The 14,359-nt window shown below is 71.1% G+C and carries 13 protein-coding genes and 1 tRNA gene; 10 read left to right on the forward strand and 4 right to left on the reverse strand.

Annotated features, from left to right (window positions below; all coding sequences use genetic code 11):
* The first annotated feature begins 125 nt into the window (after positions 1-125).
* The 9 genes from ACFT4A_RS30090 (at position 126) to ACFT4A_RS30130 (ending at position 10,579) form a co-directional block, all read left to right on the forward strand.
* Entirely contained in the window at positions 126-1,391 is a 1,266-nt protein-coding gene (locus tag ACFT4A_RS30090) for a nucleotide sugar dehydrogenase (RefSeq protein ID WP_382836074.1), read from the forward strand.
* A 50-nt stretch (positions 1,392-1,441) separates the two neighbouring features.
* Positions 1,442-1,615, forward strand: coding sequence for a hypothetical protein (locus ACFT4A_RS30095; protein ID WP_215120054.1), 174 nt, complete (start codon positions 1,442-1,444; stop codon positions 1,613-1,615).
* The gene (locus ACFT4A_RS30100) at positions 1,612-2,967 is read left to right on the forward strand and encodes a glycosyltransferase (RefSeq protein WP_382836078.1); all 1,356 of its coding nucleotides are present in this window, start codon (positions 1,612-1,614) and stop codon (positions 2,965-2,967) included. The genes ACFT4A_RS30095 and ACFT4A_RS30100 overlap by 4 nt, the downstream gene beginning before the upstream one ends.
* A 304-nt stretch (positions 2,968-3,271) precedes the next feature.
* Positions 3,272-3,550, forward strand: coding sequence for a hypothetical protein (locus ACFT4A_RS30105; RefSeq protein WP_382836081.1), 279 nt, complete (start codon positions 3,272-3,274; stop codon positions 3,548-3,550).
* 115 nt (positions 3,551-3,665) lie between these two features.
* Positions 3,666-5,084 (forward strand): FG-GAP-like repeat-containing protein, encoded by a 1,419-nt coding sequence (locus ACFT4A_RS30110; RefSeq protein WP_382836083.1) that lies wholly within the window; start codon positions 3,666-3,668, stop codon positions 5,082-5,084.
* A gap of 35 nt (positions 5,085-5,119) precedes the next feature.
* The gene (locus tag ACFT4A_RS30115; RefSeq protein ID WP_382836086.1) at positions 5,120-6,538 is read left to right on the forward strand and encodes an FG-GAP-like repeat-containing protein; all 1,419 of its coding nucleotides are present in this window, start codon (positions 5,120-5,122) and stop codon (positions 6,536-6,538) included.
* A 43-nt stretch (positions 6,539-6,581) separates the two neighbouring features.
* The gene (locus ACFT4A_RS30120) at positions 6,582-8,027 is read left to right on the forward strand and encodes an FG-GAP-like repeat-containing protein (protein WP_382836089.1); all 1,446 of its coding nucleotides are present in this window, start codon (positions 6,582-6,584) and stop codon (positions 8,025-8,027) included.
* A gap of 20 nt (positions 8,028-8,047) precedes the next feature.
* Positions 8,048-9,478, forward strand: coding sequence for a VCBS repeat-containing protein (locus ACFT4A_RS30125; RefSeq protein ID WP_382836092.1), 1,431 nt, complete (start codon positions 8,048-8,050; stop codon positions 9,476-9,478).
* A 72-nt stretch (positions 9,479-9,550) separates the two neighbouring features.
* Positions 9,551-10,579 carry a Yip1 family protein gene (locus ACFT4A_RS30130; protein WP_382836095.1) on the forward strand — a complete coding sequence of 343 codons (1,029 nt, stop codon included), beginning with the start codon at positions 9,551-9,553 and terminating at the stop codon, positions 10,577-10,579.
* A gap of 65 nt (positions 10,580-10,644) precedes the next feature.
* Here the strand turns inward: ACFT4A_RS30130 and ACFT4A_RS30135 are convergent, their stop codons facing one another.
* Together ACFT4A_RS30135 and dcd are read right to left on the reverse strand one after the other, a co-directional pair.
* A complete protein-coding gene (locus tag ACFT4A_RS30135) occupies positions 10,645-11,142 on the reverse strand; it encodes a phosphoribosyltransferase (RefSeq protein ID WP_382836226.1) in 498 nt (165 codons plus the stop codon).
* A gap of 11 nt (positions 11,143-11,153) precedes the next feature.
* Complete coding sequence (gene dcd, locus ACFT4A_RS30140) at positions 11,154-11,729, reverse strand: dCTP deaminase (protein WP_382491399.1); 576 nt, start codon at positions 11,727-11,729, stop codon at positions 11,154-11,156.
* Between the two features lie 550 nt (positions 11,730-12,279).
* Between dcd and ACFT4A_RS30145 the strand changes: the two genes are divergently transcribed.
* A tRNA-Gly gene (locus ACFT4A_RS30145) sits at positions 12,280-12,353 on the forward strand.
* A gap of 300 nt (positions 12,354-12,653) precedes the next feature.
* Here the strand turns inward: ACFT4A_RS30145 and ACFT4A_RS30150 are convergent.
* On the reverse strand, positions 12,654-13,352 hold the full coding sequence (locus ACFT4A_RS30150) for a nitroreductase (RefSeq protein ID WP_382836098.1): 699 nt from the start codon (positions 13,350-13,352) through the stop codon (positions 12,654-12,656).
* A gap of 240 nt (positions 13,353-13,592) precedes the next feature.
* The gene (locus ACFT4A_RS30155) at positions 13,593-14,333 is read right to left on the reverse strand and encodes an NADPH-dependent F420 reductase (RefSeq protein ID WP_382836100.1); all 741 of its coding nucleotides are present in this window, start codon (positions 14,331-14,333) and stop codon (positions 13,593-13,595) included.
* Positions 14,334-14,359 lie beyond the last annotated feature (26 nt).

Below are 14,359 nucleotides of genomic sequence, written 5' to 3' on the forward strand. Positions count from 1 at the left end.
AAGGGGGCCCGGCAGACCGGTGACGCGGTGATGGTGCCGTTCCCACACCGCTTCTCACGCAGTACCACGCCACGGCCGCCTGCTTCAGGAACAGGCGGCCGTACTTCAGGGGTGAGGAATCCACCATGCACATATGTGTGCTGGGGCAGGGCTATGTCGGCCTGCCCCTGGCCGTGAGGGCCGCCGAGGCCGGTCACAGCGTGACCGGCTACGAACCCGACCGGTCGCGTTGCGAGAGGCTGGCCGCCGGGTCGTCGTACGTCGAGGACATCGAGTCCAGCCGCCTCCAGGCGGTGCTGAGTTCGGGCGGCTACACCGCCACCTCGGACCCGCAGGACCTCAAGGGCTTCGACGTCGCGGTCATCACCGTGCCGACGCCACTGACCGACCGGGCCCCGGACCTGAGCTGCGTGCGGGACGCCGGGCGGGTCCTGGCCGCGTGGATCGAGCCGGGCGCCACCGTCGTGCTCGAGTCGACCACGCACCCCGGCACCACTCGTGACGTGCTCGTCCCGCTGTTGGAGGAGGGCTCCGGCCTCGTCGCCGGGCGCGACTTCCACGTCGGCTTCAGCCCCGAGCGCATCGACCCGGGCAACGCCGACTGGCGGCTGGAGAACACGCCGAAGATCGTCGCCGGGATGACGGACGACTGTCTGCGGCACGTGAAGGCGTTCTACGACTCGGTCACCGACGTCACCGTGCCCGCCTCCGGGCTGGAGGAGGCCGAGCTGGCCAAGGTGTTCGAGAACACCTACCGGCACGTCAACATCGCCCTGGTCAACGAGCTTTCTCGGATGGCCCACACCCTGGGCGTGGATGTGTGGCACACCCTGGAGCTGGCGGCGACCAAGCCCTTCGGCTTCACCAAGTTCCTGCCCGGGCCCGGTGTCGGCGGGCACTGCCTGCCGATCGACCCGGTCTACCTGAGCCACCACGTCAAGGCCCGGCACGGGCAGACCTTCCGGCTCATCGAACTGGCCCAGGACATCAACGAGTCCCAGCCCGACTACGTCGTACGGCGTCTCCAGGACTCCCTGAGCCGCCGCTTCCGCCGGAGCGTGCACGGGGCGCGGATCCTCGCGCTCGGGGCGGCGTACAAGCCGGGCACGTCGGACGCCCGCCAGTCGCCGGCCGTCGAGGTCACCGACCGGCTGCGGGCGATGGGCGCGGACGTCACCGTCGTCGACCCCTATCTGCCGGTGGCGGACGGGGGTTGCCGGGAGATCCCCTTCACCGCGGCGGACGGCGGCGTGCGCCTCGCCGACTTCGACGCGGTCGTCCTGCTCACCCCGCACGGCGAGTTCGACCTCGTACGACTCGCAGACGAGGCCGCCTACGTCCTCGACACCCGCGGCGTCATGGCCGCCGCACCCCACATCGAACGGCTCTGACGAGAGCCGCCCCGAAACACCCGAAAACCACGGAAAGAAGAGGGACCAACATGTACGGACAGAACGGTGTGGGCGCGGCGATCGGTACCGCCACCGGTGGAGCCGCCCTGGCGGCCACGGGCGGGACGGGTCTCGGGTGGATCGTGCTCGGGGCCATGCTCTTCGTGATCGGCGGTGTGGTGGTGTTCCGCACGGCCACCCGCGGCAAGCGAGTGACCGCTTGAGCACCTCGCAGACCCGCGGCGCGGGCCTCTCGGTGGCCCGCGCTTCGCGGGGGAGATTCACCGCGGTGACCGCCGTGGTGGTGACGGCTCTCGCCACCGCCACCGTGGTGGTGCACCTCCAGTCGAAGAGCCCGATCCTGACGTTCTACTGGTGGCTGGGCATGCTGGTCATCGTGCTCTGCCTGGTCTCGTTCCTGAAGGGCCGGTCCTTCACCCACCTCCCGGTGGCCCCGGGCCGGACGGTGGCGATCATCCCGGCGTTCGAGGAGCCCACGGAGAACCTGCACCGCACGGTGCGGTCGCTGCTGGCCCAGACGCATCCGGTCGACGAGATCCATGTGATCGACGACGGCTCGCGGCAGCACCCGGTGGAACCCTTCGACCACCCCCGGGTCTTCTGGCACCGGCAGGAGAACAAGGGCAAGCGCGGAGCCCAGGTCACCGTGCTCCGGCACCTTCAGGAGCGGGGCGGGCACTTCGACTTCGTGCTCACCATCGACTCGGACGGCGAGCCCTTCCCGGACGCGCTCGAACAGCAGCTGCGGGCCATGAGCAACCCGAGGATCCAGGCCACCACCGGCATGATCTACGTCCGCAACTTCGAGGAGACCTGGGTCTCCCGGGCCGCGGACATCGACATCGGCACCTCGTGCGTGATGATGCGCTCCTCGCGCTCCATGCTCGGAGCCCTGGAGACGACCTCGGGCGCACTGGCCCTCTACCGGGCCGAGCTGCTCTACGACCACCTGGACGCCTACGAGGTGGAGTGCGGCACCGGCGACGACCGCTGGCTGGCGCTGCGGGCGCTGATGCGCGGTGAGGTCGTGGCCGTCAACGAGGCCGGCGTGGTCACCGACATGCCGACGACGCTGAAGAAGACCTACCGTCAGCGTCTGCGCTGGGCCCGGTCGTGGTGGTGGATGCTGCCGTTCGTGTTCGCGCGGCTGTCGCCGAAGCAGCTCATATCGCCGACCTTCGGGCTGCTCCAGCTCGTCATCACCCCGGTGATGCTGGCCTGGACCGTGGTCATGACGCTCATGACCCTGGGCGGCCGGTACCACAACCCGGGCGTGGCCCTGGTGTATCTCGCCGTGTACCTGGTGGTCCGCTACGGCCAGTCGGGGCTGTACGTCCTCATGCGGCCGGACATGACCGCGCGTCAGCGGTGGCACTCCTGGCTCGTCGGCACCCCGACGGCGGTGTTCATGAACATCGTGCTGCTGTGCCCGACCCGCTACTGGGCCCTGTTCAAGCTCCGCGACAACGCGTGGCAGTCGCGCGGGCTGACGGCGAAGACGGCCCTGCCGAAGGGCCGGCATCGCGGCGCCCCGAAGCAGCCGCTGAAGGTGTGACCGCTCCCCTGTCACGAGCCCGGGCGATGACTTCCGGGCTCGTGGCAGGGCGACCGGGTGCTGCACCTGCGCTACCGGGTCCGCCGGCGGCCGTGACCGTCCGGACCGTATGACCCGGCGCCTCCACCTCAAGAAGTAACCGAATTAACCGAACTCACGTACAACCCTTACGTCCCCACACAGGTCTCCTGATCGCCGACCACCCGTGAACGCCCGTCCAACCACCGGCGAACACGGACGGTCCCGGCACTTCATCGACGGTGGATGCCCGCCAGGCATCCCGCGTGCCGCAGGAGACTCCCGCATGGACCAGGACCAGCACCGGCGACGACGCACGCAGCGGCGTCCGCATCCACGCCCCGCCCTCGCGACGGCCACCGCCTTGGCCGTGCCGACGGGCGGGTTGCTCATGCCCGCGACCGCCGGCACGGCGACGACCGGCACCTCCAGGGCTACGACCGGCATCACCACGGCTACGACCGGCATCACCACGGCTACGACCGGCAGGGCCACGCCCCCTTCCCGGACGCCCCGGATGACCCCGACGCCCCCGCCGCCCCAGGCCCCCACCCCCACCGCCTGACCTGCCGCACGCCCCGCGCCCCACCCTCCCCTCCACACCGGGAACGACCCTGCCCTCACCCCCCCCGGTCGCCCCCACCCCACTCCACCCAACCCTCCCCACCCGGAGCCCCGCCTTGCGCACCCGTACCTTCCTCCTGGCCGTCGGTCTCACCACCGGCCTCCTCACCACCGCTCTCCCCGTCGGTACGGCCGCCGCCGCGCCCTCCGGGCTCGCCGGTGACTTCAACGGCGACGGATACCGGGACGTGGCCATCGGCGCGATGAGTGCCGACGTCGGCTCGGTGCAGAGCGCCGGTGCCGTCGTCGTGCTGTACGGCTCGGCGTCCGGCGTCTCGGCGGCGAAGAAGACCGTGATCACGCAGAACTCCGCGGGCGTCCCCGGCACCGCCGAGTACGGCGACCGCTTCGGCAACAGCCTCGCCGCCGGTGACCTGGACCGTGACGGCTACTCGGACCTGGTCGTCGGCGCCCAGTACGAGGCGATCGGCGACCGGGACGGCGTCGGCTCGGCCACCGTCGTCTGGGGCGGCAAGAACGGCCTGTCCGGCGGCAAGGGCCTGCCCCAGCCGTCCACCCTCTCCGAGGGAGGCGGCTTCTCCTCCGGCGTAGCGATCGGCGACTTCGACGGTGACGGCGCGACGGACGTGACGCTCACCGGCCAGAGCCACACCCGCCTCTACAAGGGCCCCTTCAGCCGTACGACCGGCCCCACCAGCCACATCGGCATCAGCGAGTTCGGATCGACGTACGAGGTGTTCGCGGGTGACATGAGCGGCGACGGCGCGGCCGAGCGCGTGTACCCGTTCCTCGTCGACGGCGACGAGGGCGGGGAGATCAGCTACCACCGCTGGACCGGCACCAAGTACGCCCGCACCTATCTGCCGCAGGCCGACGGCGAGGAGGGCACGATCGCCGACGTCAACGGCGACGGCTACGGGGACCTCGTGCTCGGCGACTACCAGGACCCGAGTCCGGCCAGGCCCGCCGGCCACAAGGGCGGCCAGATCACCGTCTGGTACGGCGGCCCCACCGGCCCCGACCCGGCGCAGAAGCCGACCGTGATCCACCAGGACACCGCGGGCGTGCCCGGCGCCGGTGAGAACGGCGACCTGTTCGGCTCGGCCCTCAGCGCCGGTGACGTCAACGGCGACGGCTACGCCGACATCGCGGTCGGCGCCTGGGCCGAGGACATCGGCACGGTCGAGGACGCCGGCTCGGTGACCCTCCTGTACGGCTCCGCCTCCGGACTGAGCGGCAAGGGCGCCAAGTCCTGGTCGCAGGACACCGCCGGCGTCCCCGGAAGCAACGAGACGATGGACGCCTTCGGCATGTCGGTGCGTCTGGTCGACCTGGACAAGAACGGCAAGGCCGACCTGGTCAGCGGCGCCGGCTACGAGAACGGCTACGGCGCGGTCACCGTCCTGCGCGGCGCCGCCTCCGGCCTGACCACCACCGGCTCGAAGTTCCTCTCGGCTCGCGACGTCTCCCTCAAGGGCGGCGACCCCAACTTCGCCTGGGCCATCGCTCAGTGACATACCGTCAATCCGCGTACCAGGCAAGGACACCCATGCGTCTGCGCAGCGCCGCTCTTCTCATGGCGGCCCTCACCCCTCTCACCGCCGCCCTCACCGCGCCCGCCGCCCATGCCGCCACGGCCGCCGCCCCGTACGACTTCAACGGCGACGGCCGCACCGACCTGGCGATCGGCGCCCCGGGCGCCACGGTCGCCGGGAAGGCGAAGGCGGGTGCCGTGTCCGTCGTCTACGGCAGCGCGAGCGGGCCGAAGACCTCGACGCGCACGCTCCTCACCCAGGACACCGCCGGGATGCCGGGTGCCGCCGAGGCCGACGACGCCTTCGGCTCGGCCCTCGCCTCCGCGGACCTGAACACCGACGGTTACGCCGACCTGCTGGTCGGCGCGCCCGGCGAGGACGGCAGCGACACCAACGACGGCACCGTCACCATCGTCTGGGGCGCGAAGTCCGGCCTGTCCGGCGCCCGTTCGCTGTTCAGCTTCTTCAGCACCGACTACGACCGCTACGGCCAGACCCTCGCCGCGGGCGACTTCGACAACGACGGCGACCCCGACGTGGCGGTCGGCTCCACCGGCCCGGTCACCCTCTCCCTCGTCTCCGGCCCGATCACCAAGACCGGTGCGCACAACGGCGGTTCGGGCTCGCGCAAGGACATGTGGTCCACGTCGTACGGCATCACCCACCTGTCCTCCGGCAACGTCACCGGCGTCGGCCACCCCCGGGTGGTCCTGCACGGCCGCGCGGGCGGCACCGACGACGCCGTCACCGCCCTGGCCGACATGGAGATCGGCAACTACACCGACTGGCTGCAGGACCTGCCCGCCGGGTACGTCTCCGCCGTGGCGGACATCGACAAGGACGGCTACGCCGACATCGCCGTCGGCAACGACCGCGAGACCTCCGCCGACCCGGCCGGCGCCCTCGGCGGCAAGGTCACCGTCGTCTACGGCGGACCGGACGGCCGGGACACGAACCGCGCCCCGCTCGTCCTCACCCAGGACACCGCCGGTGTGCCCGGCGCCTCCGAGAAGGGCGACCGCTTCGGCAGCGGCGTCTCGCTCGGCGACGTCAACGGCGACGGGTACGCCGACCTGGCCGTGGGCACCGCGGGCGAGAACTCCGCCGCCGGTGCCGTCACCCTGCTGTACGGCTCGGCGTCCGGACTGACCACCAAGGGCGCGACGTCGTACAGCCAGAACACCGCGGGCGTGCCCGGCGGTTCCGAGAAGGGCGACCGTTTCGGCGAGCGCGTCACGCTCACCGACCACACCGGCGACCGCCGCGCCGATCTGTCCGTCTCCGCGCCGGGCGAGAACGGCGACGGCGCGGTCTGGTCCCTGCGCGGCGCCGCTACCGGCCTCACCGCCACCGGCTCGACGAGCTTCGGCCCGGGCACGACGGGCGTCTCGACGGCCGGCGCGCCGGGCTACGGCACGGCCCTCAACTCCTGACCATCACTCCACGCCGAACTCCATACCGAAAACGGGGACTTCGATGCGCAAGCGCACCCTCCTCCTGGCGACGGCCCTGACCACCGGCCTGCTCACCGCCCTGCCCGCGACGACGGCCACCGCCGCCCCCGCCACCGGCCCGGCCGCCGACTTCAACGGCGACGGCCACGGGGACGTCGCCTTCGCCGCCCCGTACGCCAAGGTCGACGGCAAGGGCATGGCCGGCTACGTCGCCGTCGTCTACGGCGGCGCCACCGGCCTCGACCCGGCCCAGCGCACCGTGATCAGCCAGAACACCGCGGGCGTGCCCGGCGAGGCGGAGGCCGAGGACACCTTCGGCGACGCCCTCGCCATGGCCGACCTCGACGGCGACGGCTACACCGACCTCGCGGTCGGCTCCACCGGCGAGGACGTCGGCACCGATGTCGACGGCGGCTCCGTCACCATCCTGTGGGGTTCGGCGAGCGGCCTGAAGAACGGCACCACGGTGAAGGACCCGGCGGTCTCCGCGCACGACAACTGGGGCAAGCTGCTGACCGCGGGCGACTTCGACGGCGACGGCAAGGCGGACCTGGCCGCGGGCGCCTACGCCGACACGTACGTCATCCGCGGCGGCTTCACCACCACCGGCACCACCGGCGCCGTCCAGCACCTCCCCACCCCGGAGGGCGCGTACAGCGTCGACGCCATGGAGGCGGGCGACACCGACAACGACGGCAGGTCGGACCTGGTCCTCACCTACCGCGTCCCCCTCGACGAGGGCGAGGTGAACAGCTGGTCCAAGGGCGTCGCCTACCTCGGCACCGCCACCGGCCTGGACACCTCGGTCCCCCGCCCGCTGAACGGCGGCACCTCCCTCGCGCTGGGCGACATCGACGGCGACGGCTACGACGAGATCGCCATCGGCAACGTCTTCACGAAGGAGGACGACCACAGCGGCTCGCTCGGCGGCGAGGTCGTCGTCATCCGCGGCTCGGAGGGCGGCCCGGTCAACGGCGACGCGCCCCTGGCCGAACTCACCCAGGACTCCACCGGCGTCCCCGGCTCCGACGAGGCGAACGACGGCTTCGGCAGCTCCGTCTCCATCGGCGACACCAACGGCGACGGCTTCGGCGACCTCGCCATCGGCGTCGTCTTCGAGGACATCGGCACCACCGAGGACGCCGGCGCCACGATCCTGATGAACGGCGCGGCCTCCGGCGTCTCGCGCACCGGCGCCCGCACCCTCACCCAGGACACCGCCGGCGTCCCGGGGGCGGCCGAGGCCATCGACTACTTCGGCTCCGACGTCCTGCTGGCGGACGTCACCAAGGACGGCCACGCCGAGTTCACGATCACCGCCGGCTTCGAGGACGAGGGCATCGGCGCCGTCACGGCCCTGCGCGGCTCCGCGACCGGCCCCGTCACCGACGGCGCCCGCACCTTCGGCCCCGGCAGCCTCGGCCAGACCCGCTCGTACGGCGCGTTCGGCGCCAACCTCATCGGCTGACCGGCCAGAAGGACAGCATCATGCGCAGATCCACCACGACCGCCCTGGTCACCGCCCTGCTGGCGACCGGCCTCACCCCCGTGTTCCTCACCGCCCCCGCCGCCGCGGCGCCCGCCGAGTACGCCGACGACTTCAACGGCGACGGCTACCGCGACCTCGCCGCAGCCGCGCCCTACACCCTGGTCGGCGGCAAGACCGACGCGGGCGCCGTCGTCATCACCTACGGCTCCGCGAACGGCATCAGCGCCGCCCGCCGCACCGTCCTCACCCAGGACACGGCCGGCATCCCCGGCACCGCCGAGCAGGGCGACCGGTTCGGCAGGACCCTCACCTCCGGCGACCTGAACGGCGACGGCTATGCCGACCTGGTGATCGGCAGCACCGGCGAGGACGTGGACTCCGATGCCGACGGCGGCTCCGTCACCGTCGTCTGGGGCGGCAAGAGCGGCCTGTCCGGCGGCCGCGGCGTCCCCGACCCGGCCGTGGCGGCCCACGACGAGTACGGCATGTCCCTCGCCGTCGGCGACTTCACCGGGGACGGCCGGGCCGATCTCGCCGTCGGCAGCACCGGCAGCGACATCTGGATCCACGAGGGCATCGCCAAGGCCTCCGGCTCGGGCACCCACCAGGAACTCGCCACCGGCCTCCAGACCGGCAGCGGCCTCACCGGCGCCCTGAACCTCACCTCCGGTGACCTCAACGGCGACGGCACCGACGACCTGGTCATCACGGGCAGCGAGGCGTCGACGTACGACGCCGGCACCATGATCTACCTCGGTTCCGGCTCCGGCCTCACCTACCAGACGTTCCTCAAGAGCCACGCCTGGGACGTCGCCGCCGTCGGCGACCTCAACGGCGACGGCTACGACGACGTGGTCACGGCGGCCCCGAGCACCGACGGCAAGAGCCTCGGCGGCTCCGTCAGCTCCTGGCTCGGCAGCGCGAACGGCGTCCGCACCCAGCCCCAGGCGGTGATCAACCAGGACACCCCGGGCGTCCCCGGCGCGGACGAGGAGAGTGACGCGTTCGGCAACGACCTCTCGGTCGCCGACGTCGACGGCGACGGCTACGCCGAGGTGGCCGTCGGCGTACTCCACGAGACCGTCGGCGCCGCCGAGATCGCGGGCAGCGTCATCGTGCTGCGCGGCTCGGCCGCCGGACTGACCGGCACCGGCGCCCAGTCGTTCACCCAGAACACGGAGGGCGTCCCCGGCACCGCCGAGTCCGCCGACCGCTTCGGCGCGTCCGTACGCCTGTCCGACCTCACCGGCGACGGCAAGGCGGACCTGTCCGTGGGCTCCGACGGCGAGAACCACCCCTCCGGCTCCCTCTACAGCCTGCGCGGCTCGGCCTCGGGCGTGATCACGAAGAACGCGATCAGCTTCGGCCCCGGCTCCCTGGGCATGTCGACGACGGACTATCTGAGGCTGGGCCAGGACATGCTGCGCTGACGTCGCGATGCGGGGCCCTGGGGCAGAACCCTGACAACCCATGAGTTCCTGAAGGGGCTTACCCCCTAAGGGATGTCACAGCTCGGCCGCAAAGCCGGGCCCGGAAGCCCGGGCCCGGCACGCCACCGCCCGGGACCAGGTACGTTCGAAGACGTGGCTGGATTCAGGATCGGACGCGGCCGGAACAACGGCGCTCCTCAGACGCGACCGCAACACCCCCCGCACGGGCAGCAGACGCCGCAGGGACCGTCGTACGGTTACCCGCCGGCGCCGCAGCCGTACCCGCAGCAGCAGCCGTACGGCAACGGCGGCGGCCCCACGTGGCCGCAGGCGAACGCCGGCCCCGGCGGCCCCGGTGGCGGCTACGGCGGACCCGGCGGCCACGGCGAGCCGGAGTACTTCGGCGACGGCGCGTACCCGCCCGGCCCGCAGGGCCCGCCGGACCCGTACGCGGCGAACAACCCGGGCCACACCCAGGCCTTCTCGGTCGGCGATGACCCCTACAACCAGGGCGACACCTACCGCGCCGGCGCGGCGGGCCCGCCGCCCGGACCGGTCGGCCCGCGTCTGCACTGGAAGGCCCTGCTCCGGGGGATCGTGCTCTCCCCCAACCAGACGTTCCTCCAGATGCGCGACTACTCGATGTGGGGCCCGGCCCTCATCGTCACGCTCCTCTACGGCCTGCTCGCCGTCTTCGGCTTCGACGGCGCCCGCAACGATGCGATAAACGCCACACTGTCGAACGCGATCCCGATCGTCCTGACGACGGCCGTCGCGATGGCGATCAGCGCGTTCATCCTGGGCGTGGTCACCCACACCCTGGCCCGCCAGCTCGGCGGCGACGGCGCCTGGCAGCCCACGGTCGGCCTGTCCATGCTGATCATGTCCCTCACGGACGCGCCCCGCCTGGTCTTCGCGATGTTCGCCGGCGGCGACGCGACGTTCGTACAGCTCGTGGGCTGGGCCACCTGGATCGCGGGCGGCGCCCTCCTGACCCTCATGGTCAGCCGCTCCCACGACCTGCCCTGGCCGAAGGCGCTGGGCGCGTCGGCGATCCAGCTGATCGCGCTGCTGTCGATCGTGAAGCTGGGCACGGTCTGAGGTTCCGCGTACGAGAAAGGGGCTCCCGGAGGAGCCCCTTTTTTGCCGCCTGTCAGGGCTGCCCGTCAGGCGTCGAGCACCTGCCCGGCGCGCCGCACGACCGGCGGTTCGACACTCCACGGGAAGTTGATCCACTCATCGGTCCGCTTCCACACGTACTCGCACTTCACCAGCGACTGGGACTTCTCGTAGACCACGGCGCTGCGCACCTCGGCGACGGTGTCGAGGCAGAAGTCACGGACCAGCTTGAGGGTCTTGCCGGTGTCGGCGACGTCGTCGGTGATCAGCACCTTCTTCTCGGAGAAGTCGATCACGTTCGGGACGGGGGCGAGCATGACGGGCATCTCGAGGGTGGTCCCCACGCCCGTATAGAACTCCACATTCACGAGGTGGATGTTCTTGCAGTCGAGGGCGTAGGCGAGACCGCCGGCCACGAAGACACCGCCGCGGGCGATGCTGAGCACGACGTCGGGCTCGTACCCGTCGTCGGCGATGGCCTGCGCGAGCTCGCGCACGGCGACCCCGAACCGCTCGTAGGTCAGATTCTCCCGCTCGCCGCACATGCTGATGTCGCTCACACCTGGGTCCGATGGAAATTGAGGAAGGACCGGGAGGCCGTCGGCCCCCGCTGCCCCTGGTACCGCGACCCGTACCGCTCGCTCCCGTACGGGAATTCGGCGGGCGAGCTGAGCTTGAACATGCACAGCTGCCCGATCTTCATCCCCGGCCAGAGCTTGATCGGCAGGGTGGCGAGGTTGGACAGCTCCAGGGTCACGTGCCCGCTGAAGCCGGGGTCGATGAACCCGGCGGTGGAGTGCGTCACGAGCCCCAGCCGCCCCAGCGAGCTCTTGCCCTCCAGCCGGGAGGCGAGATCGTCGGGCAGCGTGATGACCTCGTACGTACTGGCGAGGACGAACTCCCCCGGGTGCAGGATGAACGGCTCGTCCCCCTCCGGCTCCACGAGCCGCGTCAGATCACTCTGCTCGACGGAGGGGTCGATGTGGGGGTACCGGTGGTTCTCGAACACCCGGAAGTAGCGGTCCAGCCGCACATCGATGCTCGACGGCTGCACCATCGCGTCGTCAAACGGATCGATACGCACTCGTCCTGCGTCGATCTCGGCCCGGATGTCCTTGTCTGAGAGAAGCACGCCCCGAGGATACGCAAGGCGCGCGGAGCGACCACAACCGGACGACTCCGCGCGCCTTATGCCCTACTGCTATGTCTTTGTCCGCTGTTCGCTACAGCCGGCTGCCGATCGCTCCGCTCGCTACCGCTTCTGGTGGCTGACGGGTACGACGCTCCGGAGCCGCGTACACCGCGGGCACCGGAGCAGCCGGCCGGGGCCGAGTCGCTCGGCCTGCTGCATCGGGAACGAAGCGGTGGTGAACACGTGCCCATCGGCACAGCGGACGACGGTGCGCTCCATCAAGTCCAAGAGTCCCTTCCCCAAGAGCCGCGTCTGGCTGGTGCTTGCCTGACGACAAAAGCCACAGTACGGGATAAAAGGAACAGCCTTCGAGGCGGCGCTCCGGTCCCGCCCGACCCCTCGCCGACGCCCCCACCGTACGCCCCAACTCCGCTGCCCCGCAGCCGCATCCCACCCCTGAAACGCCCTCAGGCCCCAAGGCATCAACACCCGGGGCCGGACATGAGGTAAAGTGGCGCACGTTCGCACACCGACTCCGTCGGCGTCTTACGCGGGTGTAGTTTAATGGTAGAACATCAGCTTCCCAAGCTGAGAGCGCGAGTTCGATTCTCGTCACCCGCTCCATGTGAAACCCCAGGTCAGCGACCTGGGGTTTGTTTGTTGTCTAGTCCAATTTGAGGGCTGCGTGCCCTCGGCGTGCCCTAAGTCGAAGTAAGGCGACCACATCCGGGCCACTTGAGGGCCGCTCCGGACACCTCGCCCCACATAAATCTTGAATGGCGAGACGTATTTCGGGTGACCTGCGCCACTATTGCGAGTGGAGCTCGCGAAGTCACTTACGCAAAGCGGCAGTTCGTGCCGGGGCCGCGCCGGCCGAGTGGCGGCCCAGGCCCAGGCGCCGCATGGTTTCTGCGGGCGGAGGAACTACGGCCTGTCAAGGACTCCCGGGGTGTCATGCAGGACCACGCTCCGCTGCAGCGGAACCCGCTCCGTGCGGAGCGTGTTCACCGGTGCCGCCGGGTCGGCCAAGCCGAAGGAGATGCCGAACAGCAGCTTGAGCTCCGCGGGGACGCCCAGGAACTCGCGGACGGTGTCGGCGTAGACGCCGAGTACGGTCTGCGGGATGCCGGCCAGCCCCCGGGCCGCCAGCGAGAGCAGGAAGTTCTGCGCGTACATGCCGATGTCGCCGGCCGTCCGCACCCCGTCGCCGAGGGCCGGCATGAACAGGAAAGCGGCATGGGGAGCGCCGTAGAACTCCAGGTTCTCGCGGACCGCCGTCCTCCTGCCGTCCCGGTCCGAGCGCTCGACGCCTCGGACCCGGTAGACACTCGCGCCCAAGGCCCGCGACCGCTCGAGGTAGAGGCCGTCGCCGTAGCCATCGGTGAAATCCGGGGAGGCCCGCCCCTCCTCCTCGGCCCGGAGCAGCTCTTTGGCCAGGGCGTCCCGCGCCGCACCTGAGACGACGTGCACCGTCCACGGCTGGGTGTTGCTGTTCGAGGGGGCCGTCTGCGCGTCTTCCAGCACACCGCGGATGTCCGAAGGCGACAGGGCTGTGGGCAGGAACTGCCGGGGGGAGCGGCGGGAGCGTGCGATGTCGGTGAAGGGTGATGCGGTGCCGGGCAAGGCGGTTCCTCTCCGTGGCGCGCAGTCATCTGCCATGCTGCGCTGCGCGGAGGCCGCCGCGGCTACGGACGCACCCTGCGGGTGCCGGCAGGCTTGCGGATGGTCGCAGGCAGCGGCGTGCCGAAGCTACAGCCCGCAGCGCGGGGGACTATGCGCTCTTCGTGTTCGTCGTATGTGTTCGTGGTGTGCCGGCGTTGCCGCCCTCGTGCCGTCGCGTGCGCGAGAGTCGCGTCGGGTGTCTCAGCGGTGGGCGGCGCGGTTCATCTCGACGATGTCGTCGACGGTGGGGTTGGCCGGGAGGGCGGCGAAGCGTTCCGGGAGGCTGTCGCGGATGGCCGCGTCCTTGACGCGGTCGGCCGCGGCCAGGGCCGCCGGCAGCTCGTCGAGGGTCAGCTCGGTGCAGTAGGCGGGACTGTTCGGCTGCTGGCGCCAGGAGTCGGCCAGCGTGCCGGCGTCATAGGGGTCGAAGCCGGTGTCGTCCACCAGGCTCATGGCCACCTTCCGCGCCTCCTCGGAGTCACCGGCGACGGGGATGGCGAGGCGGCCGGGCGTTCCGGCCGGAACGCCCTTGGTCCGCTGGGTTTCGGCCAGCGCGGCGTTCCACGCCTTGACCACGGGGCGGCCGAGCAGCTCGGCGGTGTACACGCTCTCCACCTGGCCCTTGTCCACCGCCTCGATCGGCTCGCTGAGCATGCCGGGGTAGTAGTTCGAGGTGTCGATGACCACCGTCTGGTCGGGCACCGACGCGAACAGGTCCGCCAGCTGGCCCGCCACCCCGAACGGGATCGACAGGACGATGACGTCCCGGCCCTGGACGGCGGCGTCGGAGAGGTCCGCCGCGCGGGCCCCGGACTCCAGTACCTCCGCCCGGATGGCCTCGGGGCCGCGGGCGTCGGCCACCTGGACGTCGTGACCGGCCGTGCTCAGCTTGGCAGCGAGGTTCCCTCCGATGGCGCCAGCGCCTATGACAGTAATTTTCATGATTTGTTCCTTAGGAGGTTGTGCCG

The sequence above is a fragment of the Streptomyces sp. NPDC057099 genome (assembly GCF_042671245.1).
GTDB lineage: Bacteria > Actinomycetota > Actinomycetes > Streptomycetales > Streptomycetaceae > Streptomyces > Streptomyces purpurascens.